General features: G+C 59.0%; 11 protein-coding genes and 7 pseudogenes. 2 read left to right on the top strand and 16 right to left on the bottom strand.

Going from position 1 to position 19670, the window contains the following annotated elements; all coding sequences use genetic code 11:
* Positions 1-8: 8 nt before the first annotated feature.
* The 5 genes and pseudogenes from NLY36_RS21135 to NLY36_RS21115 form a co-directional block, all read right to left on the bottom strand.
* The gene (locus NLY36_RS21135; protein WP_023737304.1) at positions 9-1265 is read right to left on the bottom strand and encodes a sarcosine oxidase subunit beta family protein; all 1257 of its coding nucleotides are present in this window, start codon (positions 1263-1265) and stop codon (positions 9-11) included.
* Positions 1266-2182: 917 nt separating this feature from the next.
* Positions 2183-3363 (bottom strand): annotated as a pseudogene (locus NLY36_RS21130) (IS1380 family transposase).
* Between the two features lie 38 nt (positions 3364-3401).
* Positions 3402-4356, bottom strand: a pseudogene (locus NLY36_RS21125) (IS481 family transposase).
* Positions 4357-4522: 166 nt separating this feature from the next.
* Positions 4523-4867: a hypothetical protein gene (locus NLY36_RS21120; RefSeq protein WP_023737241.1), complete on the bottom strand. Its 345-nt coding sequence runs from the start codon at positions 4865-4867 to the stop codon at positions 4523-4525.
* Positions 4864-5848 (bottom strand): annotated as a pseudogene (locus NLY36_RS21115) (IS5 family transposase). The gene NLY36_RS21120 and the pseudogene NLY36_RS21115 overlap by 4 nt, the downstream one beginning before the upstream one ends.
* A gap of 207 nt (positions 5849-6055) precedes the next feature.
* Here NLY36_RS21115 and NLY36_RS21110 point away from each other — a divergent pair.
* Positions 6056-6552: pseudogene (locus tag NLY36_RS21110) on the top strand (transposase); the annotation flags it as partial.
* An 869-nt stretch (positions 6553-7421) separates the two neighbouring features.
* Here the strand turns inward: NLY36_RS21110 and NLY36_RS21105 are convergent.
* From NLY36_RS21105 to NLY36_RS31790, 9 genes and pseudogenes are all read right to left on the bottom strand, one after another.
* A pseudogene (locus tag NLY36_RS21105) lies at positions 7422-7937 on the bottom strand (IS66 family transposase); the annotation flags it as partial.
* Between the two features lie 66 nt (positions 7938-8003).
* Positions 8004-8285, bottom strand: coding sequence for an IS66 family insertion sequence element accessory protein TnpB (tnpB, locus tag NLY36_RS21100; protein ID WP_023737233.1), 282 nt, complete (start codon positions 8283-8285; stop codon positions 8004-8006).
* 64 nt (positions 8286-8349) lie between these two features.
* Positions 8350-8697: an IS66-like element accessory protein TnpA gene (gene tnpA / locus NLY36_RS21095; RefSeq protein ID WP_031249506.1), complete on the bottom strand. Its 348-nt coding sequence runs from the start codon at positions 8695-8697 to the stop codon at positions 8350-8352.
* A 361-nt stretch (positions 8698-9058) separates the two neighbouring features.
* Positions 9059-10171, bottom strand: coding sequence for a mandelate racemase/muconate lactonizing enzyme family protein (locus NLY36_RS21090; RefSeq protein WP_031249504.1), 1113 nt, complete (start codon positions 10169-10171; stop codon positions 9059-9061).
* Between the two features lie 139 nt (positions 10172-10310).
* Positions 10311-11414 carry an ABC transporter ATP-binding protein gene (locus tag NLY36_RS21085; RefSeq protein WP_023737230.1) on the bottom strand — a complete coding sequence of 368 codons (1104 nt, stop codon included), beginning with the start codon at positions 11412-11414 and terminating at the stop codon, positions 10311-10313.
* A 4-nt stretch (positions 11415-11418) separates the two neighbouring features.
* Positions 11419-12267, bottom strand: coding sequence for an ABC transporter permease (locus NLY36_RS21080; protein ID WP_245260345.1), 849 nt, complete (start codon positions 12265-12267; stop codon positions 11419-11421).
* Positions 12254-13081 (bottom strand): ABC transporter permease, encoded by an 828-nt coding sequence (locus NLY36_RS21075; RefSeq protein ID WP_023737228.1) that lies wholly within the window; start codon positions 13079-13081, stop codon positions 12254-12256. Before NLY36_RS21075 ends, NLY36_RS21080 begins: the two co-directional genes overlap by 14 nt.
* Before the next feature lie 66 nt (positions 13082-13147).
* Positions 13148-14233 (bottom strand): ABC transporter substrate-binding protein, encoded by a 1086-nt coding sequence (locus tag NLY36_RS21070; RefSeq protein WP_023737227.1) that lies wholly within the window; start codon positions 14231-14233, stop codon positions 13148-13150.
* A 932-nt stretch (positions 14234-15165) separates the two neighbouring features.
* Positions 15166-15424: pseudogene (locus tag NLY36_RS31790) on the bottom strand (IS630 family transposase); the annotation flags it as partial.
* Positions 15425-15472: 48 nt separating this feature from the next.
* Between NLY36_RS31790 and NLY36_RS21060 the strand changes: the two are divergent.
* Positions 15473-16491, top strand: a pseudogene (locus tag NLY36_RS21060) (IS110 family RNA-guided transposase).
* A 194-nt stretch (positions 16492-16685) separates the two neighbouring features.
* On the opposite strand, the gene NLY36_RS21055 reads toward NLY36_RS21060, so the two are convergent.
* Positions 16686-18464 carry an ABC transporter permease subunit gene (locus NLY36_RS21055; protein WP_023737220.1) on the bottom strand — a complete coding sequence of 593 codons (1779 nt, stop codon included), beginning with the start codon at positions 18462-18464 and terminating at the stop codon, positions 16686-16688.
* A gap of 22 nt (positions 18465-18486) precedes the next feature.
* Positions 18487-19554 carry an ABC transporter ATP-binding protein gene (locus NLY36_RS21050; RefSeq protein WP_502882040.1) on the bottom strand — a complete coding sequence of 356 codons (1068 nt, stop codon included), beginning with the start codon at positions 19552-19554 and terminating at the stop codon, positions 18487-18489.
* Positions 19555-19670 lie beyond the last annotated feature (116 nt).

The following is a 19670-nucleotide window of genomic DNA, read 5'->3' as shown; positions in this document are numbered from 1 at the left end:
TCTCTCGGTTATTGCAGCCAGGCGAACGGCCCGACGCCGGCCTCGTCGATCGCGCGGCCGGTGCGGAAACGGTCCAGGCTGTAGCCGGCGCTGAGCGGATGCGCCTTTCCGGTGGCGATGGTATGCGCGAAGCACCATCCTGAGGCCGGCGTGGCCTTGAAGCCGCCATAGCACCAGCCACCGTTTAGGTAGAGCCCGTCGACTGGCGTTGGGCAGATGATGGGGCTGGCGTCCGGCGTCATGTCCATCACCCCGCCCCAGTGGCGCAAAATGCGCAGGCGAGAAATGCAGGGCATTAGCGCGACTGCCGCCTCCGCGACTTCGCGGACCATCCCGAGATTGCCGCGCTGAGCATAAGAATTATAGCCGTCGAGACCGCCGCCGAAGACCAGGCCACCCTTGTCGGACTGGCTGACGTAGAAATGCTCGGTGCCGTGGGCGACGATCTGGTGGACAAGGGGCTTGATCGGCTCCGTCACGAAAGCCTGCAGGACATGGCTCTCGATCGGCAGGTCGAGGCCGGCCTTCCGGCCGAGGACCGATGTGTGACCCGCCACCGCAAGCCCTACTTTCCCGGCCCCAATCCGGCCCTTCGTGGTCTCCACGCCGACGATGCGCTCGCCGTCACGGACGAAACCCGTCACCTCGCAGCCCTGGATGATGTCGACGCCATGGGCGTCGGCGGCGCGCGCGTAGCCCCAGGCCACCGCGTCATGACGTGCCGTGCCGGCGCGGCCCTGCAAGATCGCGCCATGGATCGGAGAACGCGCCGTTTCAGAAAAATCGAGGTAGGGGACGAGCCGCCGCACCTCGTCGCGGTCGAGAATGTCGGCGTCGATGCCGTTCAGCCGCATGATATTGGCGCGGTGGCCGAAGCCATCGAGCTGGTCGGCCGAATGGGCCGTGATGAGCATGCCGCGCTGCGAGAACATGACATTGAAATTCAGCGCCTGCGACATGCCTTCCCAGAGCTTCATCGAGAACTCGTAGAACTGGGTGTTGCCGTCGAGCAGGTAGTTAGAGCGAATGACAGTGGTGTTGCGGCCGACATTGCCGCCGCCGACGTAGCCCTTCTCTAGCACGGCGACGTTGCGTATGCCGTGGTTCTCGGCGAGGTAGAATGCAGCCGCGAGGCCGTGCCCGCCGCCGCCTACAATGATAACATCATAGGCCGGCTTCGGATCGGGAGAGCGCCAGGCGCGCCGCCAGCACCTGTCGCCAGCAAGGCCATTGCGTAGGATGGAGAAAACCGAATAGCCGCGCATACGGTTCCCTTATTTTGACGAAGAAGAGGCGGGCCAAGTTGCAGAAGGTTTCCGCACCTTGCTCAATGATACGGGAGTGTTCAGAGATTGCGATGCCCGGAACGGAAAGAGCCCTGTGTCGCAGTCGAGGAAGGGTAAGATTGCGCGGAATGGCTCCAGAGTGGGGGGTCCGTCACCGACGCCAGAAAGCTCCATCGCGCTGCCATGTCTTGCGACAGCGCGACCCTGGGAGTCAGAATGGACGGGGTTTGGCATTCCGTGTTGTCCCTCCCAGAGCAACAATGACAGTTCAAAAAAAGCGGATTTATGTGAACCCGGTCGCTTCGGTTCACCAAAATAGACGAAGTCGTCCTGTATCAGACCTGTCCGGATCCCCATGGTCGTCATAGAAAGTGCCTCAAATTAACTCTGCGCCGCGGGACTGATGTAGATGGAACGCGCGTGAACTATGCGCCACTTGGCGTTGGATGCGCCAACATAGAGTCGCGAATGGTACCATCGCGTTTTCAGATGACAGGAGGCGTAGCCTCTTGGGATGCGCTCGCGTCGAAAGGTGGACGGCCGCTTAACCGCTGCCATTTCCGTTTCTAATACGATTCACAAGTCGACGCGAAGGTCAGAGTCTGCGCCGTAGGAAGATCAAGAAAACGTCGTTCGGCACGGCGGTCGGAAGCGGCAATTGGCGCGCGAATATGTAGAACGGGCGCTCGTTGGCGCCCGAGTACTGCGTGCATGCGGGTGAACGGGAGAGCAATATCTACTAGCCCGTCTTATTCATGACGGATCTGGGTTTGTTTGCCGCTGAGCGGCGGACAGGTGGGCGGCTCGGCGTCTTTTTCACCGCGGCTGTGTCTGGACTTGTGAACGCGCTGGAGGGTGGAAGCTGTGTGGTTCGGCGGGGCCCGCTGCCCCGGCGGTCATGGTCCTGCCGGTAGCAGATTGCCTGGCGATCGCCCGGAACAGACTTGCCTCGGGACAGGCGGCGGCGAAGGCCAGGCGGATGCGCGAGACGGTTTCGATGACGCGGGCGCCGAGCTTGAGCAGCCTGAGCCGCAGCGTATCAGGTTTTCGGCCTGGCCGCGGGCGCAGTAGATCACGTCGTAGATGTGCTCGGCGGAGCCTTTGTCGAGATTGGTGACGACGAAGCGGATGTCGAGGCCGAGGGTGGTTGCCTCGATGCGAGCGCAGGTGCGGCGTTCGGCCTTCCAGGACTTTTTGTAGCGGGTCTCGGCATAGCCGCGCAGCACAGACTTGCGCTCGAGCGCGCGGCGGGTGCGGATGTCGTCGGCGCTCTCGTCGACGAGCCGCTGCAGAACCTTGTTGCCGGGTAGGCCGAAGAGGTAGTCGATCGCATTGTTCTCGCACCAGGCCATGACTTGCGCCCGGCCGTAATGGCTGTCGCCACGGATCAGGATGCGGGTGGTCGGCCAGCGCGCGCGGATGCGGCGCACGAGACGGCGCAGATGGTCGCGGATCTCCTTGCCCGTCGGGGTCTTGCCAGGACGCAGGATCATCGCGACCGGACGTCCTGTCGCGGCGTCGTAGATGTGGATCGGCAGGAAGCAACGCTCGTCGTAGTGGGCGTTGAAGAGCGAGAGCTGCTGATGGCCGTGAACGACATCCAGCGTATCATCGATGTCGAGCGTGACGCTTTTCGGCGGCGCGGCATAGCTCGACAGCCACAGATCGACCAGCACCCAGCCGAGCCGGATGACGGTCCTGAGGTCGGGCAGGTTCTCCAGCCGCGAACAGGTCGGCTGCGAGCACAGATCAATCCCGCTGTCGGGCAGCCGCCCGCAGGCGAGCTTGAAGGCCGGATCGGTGCGCAGCCGGTCGAGATCGTTGGCATCCTCGTAGCCGCAGGCGATGGCAAAGATGCGGGCACGCAGGATGTCGGCCATAGCGTGCGTCACGCGCGCTGGATCGCGCGGATCGTGGATCGCAGCGGCCAGCCTGTCGCCAGTTGCAGGCGTCGCTCGGCCGCGGCCAAAAGCATGACGCCGCCATCCGAGGTGATGCGTCCGCCGTCAAACGCAGCTGTGACCTTCTTGCGTCCGACGGCTGGAAAAGACAGCGGCAGCAACGTATCCTCGGTCATGGCGGGTGTGGCTCGCGAGATGCGGTGGAAGGGTTGGCCTAAGTGTGGAGCCTCAACAGGTTGTCCCGGTTTAGATCGAGGCGACTGATAGGTGGTTTGGACTTTAGGCTGCCATGCGGGCGATGCCAATTGTATCTGTGTAGCCAGATTGGCAGTTCGGCGGCACGGTGATTTGAAGTCGGATAGGCGACGGCATAAGCCCATTCGCGCAGCGCCGTCTGGATGAAGCGGCTCGGCCTTGCCATTGGTCTTGGGCGTATAGGGTCTTGTCCTGACATGCTTGAGGCCGAGATCGCGGCAGGCCTTGGCGAAGGCCTTGGATCTGTAGCAGGAGCCGTTGTCGGTCATGACACGCGCTATCGCGACGCCGAGGCTGGCATAGTAGGCCACCGCTGCCTTGAGGAAGGCGATGGCGCTCTCCTTCTTCTCGTCGGCCAGAATTTGCGAGAAGGCGATGCGGGAAGCATCGTCGATGCAGACATGGACGAACTCCCAGCCGGCGCCGCGCGACTTGCCTTTTTGAGGATCGCCGGTGATGCGATGGCCGACCTGGCTGAAGCGGCCGAGCTTCTTGATGTCGATATGGATCATCTCGCCGGGATGCTCGCGCTCGTAGCGTCGGATCGGTTCGGCCGGCTCGATATCCCTTAGCCGTGACAGCCCGGCACGCTTGAGAACCCGGCTAACGGTGGCGGGCGAGACACCGACCTCCATGGCGATATGCTTGCCGGTCAGCCGCTGGCGGCGCAAGGCTGCGATGCGCTTGGCAATCGACGCGCCGGTGACCTGTGGCATATGGGCAGGCCGCGAGGAACGGTCGACCATACCGGCCCGCCCCTCGGCCTTATAACGCTCGACCCAGCGCGCCACGATCTTGGCCGACACGCCATAGACGCGCGCCGCATGGGCTTTGGAAAAACCGCCTTCTATCACCGACAGCGCCATCTCCTCTCGACGTAGCGGCGTGAGACGGGCATTCTTGTGGATGTTCATTCGGACCCTCCGATGGATGCTGAAGCCTGGTAACTCCAGTCTCCTCGGTCCGGTCCGAATGGACAACCTCCTGAAAGCTCACACCTAAGCAACCGAATCCTACGCCAATCAATCGCTTAAGCTACATCCGCCAGCCTCAAAGCCCCATCGTCGTGCATAAGACGGGCTAGCAGGCTGTTGAAGAAGTCTGACGTATTGCCTTGAGAATGGCCTCGTCGCCATTGTGGTGGGCGAATGTGATCTCGATTGAGCCGTCGTCGAGCAATTTGGCATGGCCATCGCCTGTGACTTCGTCCATCTCGTCAAATCCGCCCCATGTGAAGTGAACTATCGAAGGGCTGTAGCTCAGATCGAGGCCGGCTTGCAGGGCGCCAAAGGCGATCTCGCCGTTGTTGTCGGGTCCGATGGTGATGGTTGCGGGTCCACCGAGGTTCAGATAGCCGCGATCCCACAGATCGGCTTCGATGATCCGCCAGCGGCCGATCAGTTGGCAGCCCGCGGGGGCGGTCACGTCGACACCGCTAGCAGCTTCGGTAGCCGTACCAGATCGTAGGCGGCGGCGCTGAAGGTGAATGCCCATCCGACGTGGTCGCGGCCGCGCAACTTCGTCTTCTCTTGCCCGGCAACCGTCTTGATCCATCCGAACGCCTCCTCGATGCGCTTGCGGTGCGCTGGCTGACGGCATAGCCGCCGTGCCGCGTCGTGCGCCCGTCGATCGCCGAACGACGGCCGTTGGTGTTCTGCGCCACGTGCGGCGTCACCTTCATCGATCGCAACTCGTTGATGAAGTCCTGCGCATCGTAGGCCTTGTCGGCGCCGAGCGTGATTGTTTGCGGACGGTCGGCGCGCGGCTCGATCATGTGCAGGGCCGCCACCCGTTCGGCATGTCCGTCGGCCAGCGTCAGGCAAGCATCGACCAGCAGGCCGTGGCGGTTCTCCATCAGCCCATGCCCGATGAAGCAAAGCTTCGTGTCCTTGCCTTTACCCTTGCGGTAGAGCCTGGCGTCAGGATCGGTGGTCGAGGCATGCGTATCGTTCGACCGCTTCTGGTCATGAAAGTCTGCGTCCGTATTGCGCCTGCCGGCGGCTCGCCCGAGCCATCCTTCGATGCTTCGCCCGAGCCGTCCTTCGGCTTGACGCTCTTCATCGAAGCCCAGGCCCCGATCAGCGTGCCGTCGACCGAGAAGTGATCCGTGGACAGGAGCTTCTTGACCTTGGGCTGGGCCAGCACGGCCGCCAGGAACTTCGCCGCGATGTCGCTCTCCGAGCGGACCGAATTGAACGCCTGCAAAAGCATCGCCCGCAACAGCTTCTCCGACGGGATCGATGGCCGTCCGATCGGCGAATACAGCGCCGCGAACTCACGCTCCAGCGCCGACAGGGTTTCATTCACGATCGTCCGGATCGCCCGCAATGGATGATTGCGCCGAACCCGGACTTCAAGGTCCACGTAGCTGAACAGTTCGCCAGTTCGATCGTCGCCGCCGCGCACTCGTCACCTCTGAATCCCTTCGGAGCCAGTGAATCACCGCTGTGATCCGGTGGCGAGTGCCTTTTTCAACAGCCTGCTAGATGCCATAATGGCCGGCGCTCCTCGCATAGCCAGGTGGCTGTCCCTCAGAGTGATGATGCTGAATGGGGTCCGATTGTCTCGGCCCAAGCATCGAACGAGGGACAACCATAAACTAATTATGCAGGGATTGATGTAAAACTGGGCAGCGTTTGCGTGGTGGATTCATCGGGCAAGATCGTGCGAGAGTCGAAGGTGAGCCTGAGTTGCTGTTGTAGCATTTTGCCGATCTGGGATTGCCCGTCATCCGCGTCGGTCTTGAGGCCGGCCCATTGTCGCAGTGGTTGCGCCAGGGTCTGGTCAACGCCGACTTTGAGGTGGTGTTGCTGGAGACACGGCATGTGAAGACGGCACTGTCGGCAATGCCGGTGAAGGTCGCAAGCATGCTCGCGGGATCGCCCAGTTGCTGCGCATGGGCTGGTACTGTCCTACGCACGCCAAATCTGCAGATGCCCCGGGACGTGCGGGCCCTACTAGTCGGCCGCAAGCTGTTGCAGGCCAAGCTGCTCGACGTCGAACTCAGCATACGCAGAATCCTACGTGGTTACGGGCTCAAGGTTGGCGAGGTGAGCCGGGGGCGTTTCGAGGCGCGCATTCGCGATCTCATCGAGGACCATGACATGCTTGCGACGGCTTCGGCAAATCATGATGGCATGATGTGGCAGTCTTGGTGCTGAGCACGGACAGAAGCATGATCCCAGCCGCGTGATGATCACTCGAAGGGACTTGACGAGTAAGGGCCCTCTACAGAAGCTCTATTGCACCGCGCAGGACCTGGCACCAGCTCCCTTCCACCTGTGTATTCAGACGAACAGGCTGGCATATGACCCTGTTGGTCGCGTTTTCGCCAACCGGCGGAGCCTTGGGCGAGACATCATCGCATTAAGGTTCGATCAGGACGAGACGACTTGGCTGTAGGTAAAGTTTACCGCCCCCAATACTTGCCGCCCGTGGGCAAGCAGAACCGCTACAGTCCGCAGGTTCTGACTTACATCCAACCGCTGAAAGGGGATCCGCCGCTCGGAGCCGATCGACTGGAAGCTAGTAGCCGCTTGCGATCGACGATCTTTCCGGGGCGGTCCAGAAGCTCGGCTGGTACGGCCGGCGCTGGAACGCGGAGCTGTACCACAAGGTCACTAAGTCCCGCCTGCCCTGCCGAGGAGGCGAGGCTCGAGACCGCAGAGAGGCCCACGAAGCCCATTGCCCTCAGCTCGGTAATCAGCTGGCGCATATTCTTCGTCACTGTGGCGGCGGGCCTCGCCAAGCGAGACGCCGCGCCCGACAGGGTTCTCACCTTCGCCGAGATCACGGCGCTCGACCAGATTGACCCGTCCCGAACGCGACCGCGTCTCCAGCGGCGCACATTCGCCGCTTACCTGTCGCGAATCGTCATCTCTCCCGCAAACATGGCCGTCCGCCGCGGCATAATCCGCTTGCGCGACATCGCCTTCGGCATCTCTATTGGATCCAGCGATGATGTGTCGGACTCACCGTGCTGGATCACCTTCCATTGCCGCGGCACCACCTCCAGCGTCTCGGTGATATCCTCACCCAGCTTGCGCAGCCGATGACCGCCGCAGCAGTGGCAAGCGGTCGGCGCCGGCTCGACCACGCGTTCGCGCGGCAGATGCTCGGGAAATGGCTGGCGCGTCGGTCGCTTGCACACATAAGGTGCCACCTCGGTGGTCCGGGCCGCTGCCTGTTCGGCGGCGATCTCGTCTTCCGTCGCCGTGCTCTCAATTTCTTCGAAGGTGAGCTCCATCTGGTCGTGCAGGCGGGCTGAGCGTTCAGAACTCTGACCATGCATCGCCCGCTGCAGCTTGCGGATCGTCAGATCCTGATGTGCGATCAGCGCCGCATCATCCGATGCCTTGGCCCTGGCGGCCGCCAGTTCGGCCTCGACCAGCGCAGCGCGCGCAGCCTCGTCTTCGGCCCTGGCCAGCGCCGCGGTCAGCGCTGCTCTCAGTGCGCCGATATCGTCCGGAACAGCATCCAGGGCGGCGGCAACCATGTCCTGGAGTGAATCATAAAACGCGTCCGCTGACTCGCGGAAAATGGCGCAAACTCAAAGAAAAACTCAGCCCGCGCGCTGCGGTCTGAACGTGTGGCGCGGGTTGCGCCAATCGATCCCGTCGAGCCTGTAGGCGAGCTGCGCCGGTGATATGGAAACCGTGCCGTCCGCCGGCGACGGCCATAGAAACCGGCCCTTCTCGAGCCGTTTTGCATACAGCGACATGCCGAGCCCATCATGCCAGATAATCTTGATCAGATTGCCGCTGCGGCCGCGGAAGACATAAAGATCGCCGGCATGCGGATCCCGACCCAACGTCTCCTGAACCTGCAGAGCGAGGCCTTGCATCCGCGACGCATATCGGTCCGGCCGACCGCCAACCAGATCCGCACCTGCCTCGGGAACGGGATCATCAAACGCCCAGCGCCTTCACCATCGCCGCCGCCAGTGTCGGCGGCGTGGTCAGCGGAATCCGCAGCCGCACCTTGCCGGCGATCTCCAGCTCGATCACCGCTGGGGGCGCCGCCGGCACCGAAACGGCGACAGGCTCATCGGGAACCACGACAACTTCGGCAAAGCCCGTCTCGCGGGCTCTCAGCGTGCGGCGCCACTTATAGATCAGGCTGGTCGCGACATCGTACTGACGCGCTACCGCCGCCACCGTGGACCCGGGCGCCAATGCCGCGGCCAGTATCCGGCACTCATCCTTTTCACGCCAACGACGACGCTCAGGCCCGGTCAATAACGTCACATGGCTCATGCTGTGCTGCTAACTACGCTCGTAAGGGCGACCTTAAGAGCGCAGCTTCGCTACCGTGCCATGCTCGCGCAAGGCGGCCTTAGCCGGAGGCGTACGACTCACCGGACGGTTGCCTCTTAAAGTCGAACACGCTTGCGTCGGCATTTCTCGCTGCTGGCCCGCTGTGTCCCCAGTTCCGCTGAGGATAGGTGTTTTGCCACCCTATTCAGGCGCTCACAGTTATAAGCGTTTAGTTAAGATGACGTCCCGACAAGCGTGGGCGGGAGACACCAGCCATACTTGCAGCAGCAATTCACGGGTTCAGGCTCCAAATCACCATTGCTGTATCGAGCCGGCCAAAAGGTCAAGGATGACCTCACCATCAATCCCTGCCGCCGTACATAGCTATTGGATCGCCGAGGCTGCCGGGTAAGGGTTCTTGGCCAAGTCCGGGCCGATCCGAGGCTTCCACCACTCCTACGCCCCCCTGCATCCGGAATGGTGCATCCGTAAATGCGTCGTTAAGGCCACGTGATAACGGATCGTAAACAGAATGGCGCAGCTCCTTCGGGGTGGACTGAGCCAAACCGTAAATAGCTCCCTGAACTATCCCCGTTCCCCCCACATCCTGAATGGTCATTGGAATCCCTGCCGTCACACACATGTCACGCGCGCGGCGGGCCTTTGTCAGACCACCCACTCTCGAGATCTTGATATTGATTAAGTCTGCGGCACTATCTGCGATAATCCGCATCACCATCTCAGGCGAGTCAACGATTTCGTCGAGGATCATTGGATGATCCGTCCGATGTCTCACCGCGAGGCAGTCCTCGTATGAAGAACAAGGCTGCTCTATATAGACGTCAAGATCGCGAATTTGTCGCATTACGCGAAGGGCTTGATCCCGTGTCCACCCGCGGTTGCAGTCGGCGTAGTATTCCTCACCCGGTCGGGCATGTTCAAAGATTGCCCGCATTTTTGACACATCGTGCGCGACATCGCCGCCCAACTTTAATGACATACGACGGTATCCCTTCTCACGGAAAGCCGCGGTCTCTGCCAACAACTCTTCAATTGACCCCTGGGGGTCGCACATAAGATCTAATCCACCTTCGAACCTTCCGCCGAGAAGATCGCACAGCGGCATTCCAGTTGCTTTGCCGAGAATATCCCAACAAGCCATGTCGATTGGCGATTTACCGTATGGGTGGCCGTACAAGAAATGGTCCATCAGATAGTTGATTCGATCGGTCTGGAGCGGATTTTCTCCAATGAGGTGAGGAGCTAATTCGGCAATGGCCGCTATGGCGCCCTTTGCGAACGCCGGCAGATAGTTCCCTCCCATCGTTTCGACTTCGCCCCATCCGACGATCGCGGCGTCAGTCTCGATTGCTACAATAGTGCTGTCGATAGATGTCCATGTGCGACCACGTGATAGGCTGTACGGTGGACAAGGCGTCAATATCCCAAAAACTGATATGCGAGTTATTTTCATTAGAAATTATCTCCTTGATTGCTCGCCTGGATGCGTTAACTGCGAGCAAAGACATGATCCCTCGCGCAAGCCGCATGCCGGAGCATGTGCCCGCGACAAAAAAAATCCAATCTCAGTTGCAACCGACCTTCCTCCACCTTCACATATGCCCTCCAGCCTGAAACAAGAGCACATCTGACGCTGAAAAATGGGCGTGAACGGGTTGCCCCGCTACAAATCCCGGAGTTTTCCCGACATTCTTGCGGACTGCCAGCAATCTGCCCCTCCCTGGAAGATCGACGACCACATGCATGTCCGCGCCCAGCGGTGCCACGTCGAGCACAACACCCATCAGGACATTGCATTCTGCGTCTTGAGCTACTTCACTCGCCGCCCCGCCCGTGAGCGTTATGTTTTCCGGTCTGACACATAGATCAGCATGGTCGTATTGATTGGATGGCGGAGTTCTTGCGTGGATCTCAATTCCTTCGCTTGTGACATAGATGCTGACGCCCTCGCTCGATCTGCCGCGCCTTGATCCATGAAACCAGTTGGACCTCCCGACGAACTCGGCGACGAATTTGTCAGTGGGCTCCGCGTATATCTGCGTCGGCGATCCACGCTGAACGATTTTCCCCCCCCGCATGACAACGACTTCGTCGCCCAAGCTTAGAGCTTCCTCCTGATCGTGGGTGACAACGATGGTGGTTGCGCCGACCGACCGAAGGATCTCCTTCAACTCAATGCGCAGTTCTAGGCGAAGCTTCGCGTCAAGTGCAGATAAAGGCTCGTCCAAAAGAACAATCTGGGGGTCTGTTGCAAGCGCTCGCGCAAGCGCGACGCGCTGCTGCTGTCCGCCGCTTAGCTGGCTCGGATATCTGGCCTCCATGCCGCCCAATTGAACAAGCGACATCATCTGTTCGACACGAGAGGGTATTTCGGATTTCGGCGTTCCTCGATACCGCATTCCGTAGGCGACATTCTGAGCCACGGTCATGTGAGGGAACAGCGCGTAATCTTGGAATAGCAGTCCGACGTTGCGTTCATAGGGCTTCAAGTGGCCAACATTATCGCCGGAGATTTCCACGGTCCCGCGGTCAGGCGACGTGAAACCTGCAATGATGCGGAGAGTAGTTGTCTTGCCGCAGCCGCTCGGCCCCAGAAGCGAAAGCACCTTTCCCTTCTCGATCTTCAATGACACGGCATCGACGGCAGTGAATTGGCCGTACCTTTTGGAGACGTCTTTCAGTTCCAGAACATTCATTTAATCAAGCCTTATAGATGCCTTGACCGATTGCTCGCTCAAGGCCGATTACGCGGTCAAGAACTATAAGTAAAGCTAGGGTCAGGACCATTAAGAGGACTGCGGCCGCCGCAATCGTGAGATCCAACTTGGACCTCATTAAACTGATTAATGCAACGGGTAACGTGTAAGTACTGTAGTCACACAAAAATATACTTATCGCGACGTCATCCATAGAGAAGGCAAATGCAAAAATCGCGCCAGCGGAAATGCTACTCTTGGCGAGAGGCAAGGTAATCGTGAAGAATGCCTGTCGCGCGTTAGCGCCGAGGCTCAACGCCGCCTCGCCCAGCGTTTCGCTTATGCCAGTAAGTCCAATCAATGACATTCTTATGGTGTATGGCAATGCAATAATCAAGTGCCCGACAAGCAGTCTAGAAAAGGTCGGAAGGAGGTCAAAAACAGAAAAGAACAGGAGTAAGCCGAACCCGATAATCACCCCTGGTATCACAAGAGGTGACAAGAATATGGTGGTTGCTACGTCACGCGATCGCGGGGACATTCGGCTGATCGCCACCGCCGCCGATGCGCCAATCGCCGTCGCAAGGACCGTCGTCGCAATTGCCAGCAGCAAGCTGGTCTGGAACCCGGACCACAAGTAACCATTATTATTAAAAAGCCGGTCAAACCATTTCATCGACAGGCTCGGAGGAGGAAATTGGCCCATAAAATCGCGCCCGTCGAATGCCATGGACACGGTAACAATCACGGGGAACAGGAGGAATATTGCTGTTATCCCGATAATCGCCATTACACAAAAAACGAGCAGAGCATCTGCATTTCTCTTGCTGAGCATTTTTTCACTGCCGGTCAAATGATGTGGCGATTCTGGACAAGACAAAAATCAGGAGCAAAGAAAGAACCAACATAATAATCGAGATTGCCGCTCCACTCGGGTAATTCGCAACTTCGCCGAAGCGGCTGTAGATAAGATTTGATATAAATAGCACGCGCCCTCGGCCCAGGATCAACGGGACAACGAAGGCGCTCACGCCAATCGTCATCGATACCAGAAACGCAGAGACAAGTCCGCGGATGCACAATGGCAACGTTATCGTGATATGAGTCTTGGCTGCCGATGCGCCAAGGGACTGAGCCGCTTCTGCGAGGCGCGGGTTGAGACTTTGTATGGCCCCGATCAAAACCAGGATCGACGTTGGTATTGCGTATTGGAGCAACCCCGCGATGACCACGAAATCAATGTACAGATAGCTATTGGTACTTATCCCTGCGGCGGACATGATCCGCGCGAATATCCCGACGGAGCCGAAGGTCAAATCAATTGAATAAACACGAACCAGGGCGCTGAGGAACAAGAGGCCGATGAGGGCTGAAATTGCCGCCTTTCTGACTCGCGGCGATGCACGCCTGGCAACGCAATATGCAATCGGAAAGGCAATGAGAGTGGCGAGGGCTGCCGCGCAGAAGGCCAGGAGATAAGTCTGAATAAAGTACCGCGCATAGACCGGGAGAAAGAGCTGCGTATAGTTCTCCACGGTAAGCGGAGCTCCCTCCTTCGAGCCAATCCGACCTGGCTCGAAGAGGCGAAAGCTCTGATCAAACACCGCCAACATCGGCAGCACAAGGAATAGGAGCATTGATGCCACTGCGGGGAATAGCAGTAGCATTTGGGCTCTTGTACTCCTCATCCACTCTCTCCGGCTTTGGTTTCATTTCGGGCAGCGCGTTTCAGATTAAAGAAGCGGCATGACCTCCTGCTCCCATCGCTTCATCCACGCATCGGCCTGCTCGGAAACATAAGTCCAGTCTGGAATGTAGGTATACCGGTCCATTTCCTCGCTGTTGAAAAACATAGGCCTCACTTCGTTCGACGTGGTCGCTTTTATATTTACAGGGATGCCCGAAATGCTGCGGTTGAAATCCTCGTTGTTTTCTGCATTGATCGCAAAGTTTGCGAATTTGAACGCCGCATCAGCACGCTCTCCTTTGAGTATGCACCATCCCTCCTGGTAGAGGAACGTCCGGAATCCTGACTCCGGATCCATTTTGGCTAGGTATTTGATCTTGAAGGCGCGCCCTATCTCGATCGCGCTGGTACCGCTCATAAAGGTTATGCAAGTTTCGCCGGAGGTGATGGAATTCGTGATATCACTATCGTCGGTAGCCACGCGGCCGATATTTCCGCTGCGCGCCAGTTCTTTCACAAAGTCCCAAGCCGGCTCCATGTTCCGCTCGTCACCACCTTTGTGAAGCGCGAGCGCAACCATCTGCAGATTGGAGTTGTTATTCGGCGCCGGAAAACAAACTTTCCCTGCCAGCCGAGGGTCCAAGAGGTCATCAATCTTGGTAATCTCAAATGGAGTATTATCTTCCCGATAAAACCAGAAGATCGACGATATAGTGCGGGGTATGTTTATGATGTTCCCCGCACCATCCTTGATCAGCAGCTTTTTCGGGATATCGGCCAAATTCGGCACTTTCTCCTCCGTGACCGGCTCTGCCCAGCCTTCCCGGGCGATTGCTTGCATCGAAAGATCCCACCCCGCAACAAGGTCTATGCCAGGGGTCGGCCATGTAGCCTTGATCTTTGGCAGAATAAGTGCAGCCCCGCCGGAATACAGTTGCCAGTTAATCTTGACATCAGACTGTTTGGCCGCGATTTTCTGGATGTTATCGATGTAACTTCCGCCCCATTCAGTGGCCGTGATTGTGTCGGCGGCATACGCCCTGTTTGCCACCAACGAGCCGAGAGTACCTATGGCCGTAGCCGCCGCTGCATCTTTCAGCAATTTGCGTCGTGACACTGGATTCTTAAACATGTCATTGCTCCCCTTTGTTATTTTTTCGTGGTGGAATGAAAGCGCCGTCACACCCGGCTGAAAAGCATAATTTCGATATTGCGGCCATCTGGAATTCAGATAGTCGAGCCGACGCGAACAAGGAACTCGCCGCCGCCGCCGGCAGCTGTGCTTCCAAACGTTGTCCTGCTGTCAAAATCCCCGACATTGGTCATCATCTCTCCCAGCTGGGTGGCGAGAAGATTGATGACGTTTACGCCCCTCCGGCGCCTCCAGCATGGCTGTTGCCGGCGCGAGGAAATGCACATGGGAATCGGCCGCGACCCAGCCCTCTTCACGCCAATGAAGCACCTTCTCGAGCTCAACGGCAATAAACTCAGTTTCTCGATTGATGCGAAACTTTCTTCGGATCTGCTTGACTTCAAATCCCCTCTTGATCTCCAGGCAATTCGATCGTCGTTTGTCCTGAGATGTAGGTCGACAGATGCAGGCCTTTCCAATTGCCCGGTGTTGTAGTTCTTGAACCATCGCGGGTTGCAGTTTCCATTTGCCAGAGCAAGGTACTCACCTGCGGCACCGTGCACGTTAGGCTTTACGGGACGGGCTTATTCGTTCCCTGCTCAACGACACGAAGGAGTACATACTGGTTCGCTGGCATAATGCCCTGCAGCATCGGTTCGTTCTGCGGGGCATCGTTTTCAAGATCACAAGCCGGGATAGTTCTATCGCCGATAAGGTGTCCGATTGCAGGTTTTGGCGGTCTTTTCCCAGTTCCCGTCCGGATTAATGGATCAACTAACCGCAGGGTGGCTGAGATACCTGGCCGAGACCGAGTTTTATTTGACTGAACAGGCCATGCTCGTCGAGCCGCCGGATCGCAGCTCATTCCGGATGCCATCAGCAGCAACGCTTTCTTGCGTTTTTCGCAGACGAGTGGCATTGAACGCACGGCAGCGCAGCCCGGCGATGAAGGTCTGCGTCTTCCAATGTCCGAACGGTGCCTTTGAGCGCAGCCGTTGGCCTTTCAGGCAGCGGCCGCGCAGGCGCGTCATCTTCGTAGTGGTTCCGGTTTTCGTCAATGAACACCAGCCGGTGCGGCTCAAGCCGCATCCGCGGCCGGCGCTTGGCCTGTCACTCCTGCCGCGCGTTGCTGATGTCGGGACGATCTTGCTCGCTGGCCAGCAGCGTTTTATGGAATGGCCCGCCCCTCCTGAGAAGCATCGGCTAGGATGCCAGTTGTGGAGCAGAAAGGAGCGAGCCATGAACATTGCTATCCTCGGAATCGATCTGGGCAAGAAACCTGTGCAGCGTGGTTGGCGTCGACGAGACCGGCGCTGTCGTGCTGCGCCGACGCATGCGTCATCAGACGATCGTGCAGTATGCGTCGGGACTGCCGCGTTGCGTGATGGCGATGGAGGCGTGCTGCGGTGCGCACCATCTCGGACGCATTCTCCAGGCGCAGGGCCACGAGATCCGGCTGATGTCACCAGAGTATGTGCGGCCCACGTGAAGGCTCAGAAGAACGATGATCGGGACGCGGAGGCGATCGCCGAGGCGGCATCGCGCCCGACGATGCGGTTCGTGGAGTTGAAAAGCTAGGACCAGCTCGACCTGCAGACACTGCACCGGGTGCGGTCGGACTGGTGAACGCGCGCAAGACGCTGATCAACCAATTGCGGGCGATCCTGCTGGAGCGCGGCCATGTCATCGCCAAGGGGCCGCAACGGCTCGACCGAGCACTCGACGAAATGCTCGCCGCGGACGATCTGGAAATTACCAGTCGGATGCGCGCGCCGGTCATCGAGATGCGTAACGAATGGCGGGAACTCGATCAACGAATCGAGGCGCTGAACGCCGAATTCAAGGATATTGAAGGATCATGTCCGCGCGCACGAAGCGGCCCGGCGCCTGATTGCCATCCCCGGCATCGGCGTGCTCAACGCCACCGCGCTCACGGCGGCGATCGGCGATGGCAGCGCCTTCGGTCGGGGTCGTGACCTTGCCGCTTGGCTCGGACTGGTGCCCAGACAGGTGAGCACTGGCGGCAGACCGAAGTTGCTGGGCATCACCAAGCGCGGCAACAAATATCTGCGCACGCAGTTCATCCACGGCGCGCGGGCTGCCATCACTGGCCAGGAGCGCGACGCCGCTCGGCCAATGGCTGCGGTCTTCTAGCGCGGGCCCATCGCAATGTGACCGTCGTGGCGCTCGCCGCGAAGCTGGCGCGCATCGCGTGGGCGACACTACGACGCAAGGATGTGTCGCAAACTTTTCGGTAACTCGACTGCGGCATGACAGCTCTTCGATTTTCGGGGAGCGCTCAATGTTCAAATTGCCGAGCAATTCGAAATGCTCACCGCCTGGCCGATGCTCCCAGGCGACGCTCTTCCCGTCCACATCCCGGAATTGCGACAGAGCCTCAGGAGCGGCTTCACGCTACAGTCTACCCACCTCTGACACTGAAGGCGCTATCTCAAGCTGCAGCTGCTGGACCCGCGCGCTGAAGGCTAGGCGTCGATCGCCACCCCGCGACGTAGAGGACGATTAGACAGAGTACCGGGATGAGGATCAGTAGCGACGACACAGCGGCAATTGTAGGATCGATCTGGTTGCGAATATTCTCCCACATCTTCAATGGCAGCGTGCGGATCGAGAACCCAGCTACCAGCGATGTGACGACTACCTCATCGAAAGAGGCGAGGAACGCGAACACGGCGCCACCAATAATACCAGGCCTGATCAAAGGCAACGTTACCCTAATGAAAGTCCGCAAAGGATTTGCCCGCATGCTCATGGCAGCCCGTTCCAGCGCGGGATCGAAATTCGCCAGCGTGGCGGACACGATCACGACGACATAACCGATGGCGCCGATGGTATGCGCAAAGACAATGCCGATCATCGAGCCGAGCAGCCCGAGTTTGAGCAGCCCGAGATAGGTCGCTATTCCCACGACGATGACCGGAAATGTGATCGGCGTCAGGATCACCATAGTCAAGAAAGTGCGCGGCCGCGGAAGACTGCGATTGAGGCCGTAAGCCGCAAGCGTGCCGAGGATGGTGGATAGGATAGTAGTCACAATGCCTATCTGGATGCTGGTCCAGGCGGCGCCATACCAGGAGGGATCGCTGAAGAACGCGCGATACCACTGCAGTGAAAGGCCTGGGGGGGGAAATTGCAAAAACTGTCCCGCGCTGAACGACATGATGACGACGAGCAGTTCTGGAACCAGCAAGTAGAAAACAACCAACACTAGGAATATAATGCCGACCATCTTCGACCAATTGCTTTTACCGGCGGCTTGGTAGAGATGCATCGTCCAACGTTTCGCCCGACGGGGAGTAAAAATCTCGTCTAGATGGCGTTTAAACCCGCCGAAAACCGGCAGTCGATTGGCCCAAGACTTCCGCGCAGGTTGCGCCGCTCGTCCCTGTGTACCAGAAAGATCAAGCCCAAACGTGGAGAGAACGATGATAGCGACCGCCAGGAGGATAAAGGCCGATGCGGCGACACGCCCCATGTCAAAGAAAGTATGGACCTGCGACGCGATGAAGGTGGAGAGCATGGCGTCGCCCAACCCGCCAAGGGCTGCGGGCGTGATGTAGAAGCCGAGGCAGATCACAAAGACCAACAGACAGCCGCTGCGCACGCCCGGCATGCTGAGCGGGAAGAATACCAGCCAGAAGGCGGTGAACGGCCGCGCCCCCATGCTGCGGGCGGCCGCCATGAGGGACTTATCGATACCCATCATGACGCTAACCAGCGCCAGGATCATCATCGGCAGCATGATGTGTACCATACCGATGTACAAGGCTAAGCGGTTATAGATGAGTTGGAGAGGACTCGAGATCAGTCCAAGTTCGAGCAGCAGGTTGTTGATCAAGCCATTGTCGCCGAGGATCACGATCCAGGCATAGGTGCGCGCTAGCAGACTGGTCAGGTAGGGGATGACGACGACCAGGATGAGAGCCATGCGCAGCCTCTTCGATGCCGCCACGATCAGATAGGCCGTAGGGTAGCCGACGAGGAGGCAGATAGCCGTGGCTAACCCGCTGATCTCGAGTGTCTGGTAGAGCACACGGACATTCGCCGGCTGGCTGAAAAACGACTGGTAGTTGGTGAGCGAGAAGGCCGGCGCTTTGAGGCTGGTCAGGAAGAGCAGGATGATCGGAATGCCGAATACGACGAGCAGCACGGCGAGGGCGGGGCCAGTGAGCATTAAGGGCATTCGGCCCAGTTTCTGAAACGTCTTCATCCCGATTCCCCCTTTCGGCGCCTCACGCACTGACAAAGCGAACGTCTGAGCGCAACCAGTCGAGGCGTACCTCATCGCCAGCTCGAAAGATCTGTTGGCCGGCGCCAACGTGTTCGCGCACAATCAGCACACTGTTCCCGGCGCGCACATAGTATTTCCGCAACGGGCCGGCATAAATCATGTCTGCGACAGTGCCGGCGATAGATTGTCTTTGGTCAGAGTCGGCTCGCGTTGGAGCCGCGCGACCGGCGACGCAGATGCGTTCTGGCCGAAGCATCGCAACGGCACCCGAGGGCGGCACGGCATCGGATTCAACTTTGAATCCGCAATTTTCGAGGATGTTGGCCTCGCCCAGAAAATTCGCCACGAACTGCGTCGCAGGCCGGTCATAGAGAGCCTCTGGTGCACCGGTTTGCTCGATTCGACCGTCGCGCATGACGACGATGCGGTCCGACAGCGTCAGCGCCTCCTCCTGGTCGTGCGTGACGCATACAGTGGTTTTGGCAAACTCTCGGTGCAGGCTCTTGATCTCGCCCTGCATCTGCTCACGAAGATTGCGGTCAAGGGCGCCCAGTGGCTCGTCGAGCAGGAGGATCGGCGGATCGGCTATCAGCGCTCGCGCAAGCGCTACGCGCTGCTGCTGGCCCCCGCTTAGTTGCGATGGCATCCGGCCGCCATAATCCTTAAGGTGGACGCGCTCAAGCATTCGATCGACATGCGTTGCCCTCTCGGCGGCCCTGACGCCGCGCATTTCGAGTGGGAATTGCAGATTCCGGCGCACTGTGAGGTGCGGAAACAGTGCATAGCTCTGAAAGACGATGCCCTGGTCGCGCCGGTAGGACGGCACCGAGGCGACCGACTTCCCACCAATCAGGATGTCTCCTTCAGTAGGCTCTACGAATCCGGCGAGCAGCATCAACGCAGTGGTCTTCCCCGAACCGCTTGGCCCTAGAATAGTCAAAAACTCGCCGCAACGAACCTCAAGTGACAAATCCTTGACCGCAGCGACCGCCCCATACATCTTGGTCACGTTGCAGAACTCAATCTGCGCCTGAGCCGAACTCATTTTCAATGCTTCATCCTTGGCCATTGGCAGGGTAATGCTTTTGAGATGCAAGGTCATGATTGATCCTCCAACACGCGACACGAAAGCGGCTGCTTGGCACATTGCTTCGACATAGCAGGGTGCTGGCCGAGGCGGCTCAA

The organism is Mesorhizobium sp. C399B (assembly GCF_030323185.1).
Classification (GTDB): domain Bacteria; phylum Pseudomonadota; class Alphaproteobacteria; order Rhizobiales; family Rhizobiaceae; genus Mesorhizobium.
This window is presented reverse-complemented; position numbering and strand designations above follow the sequence as displayed.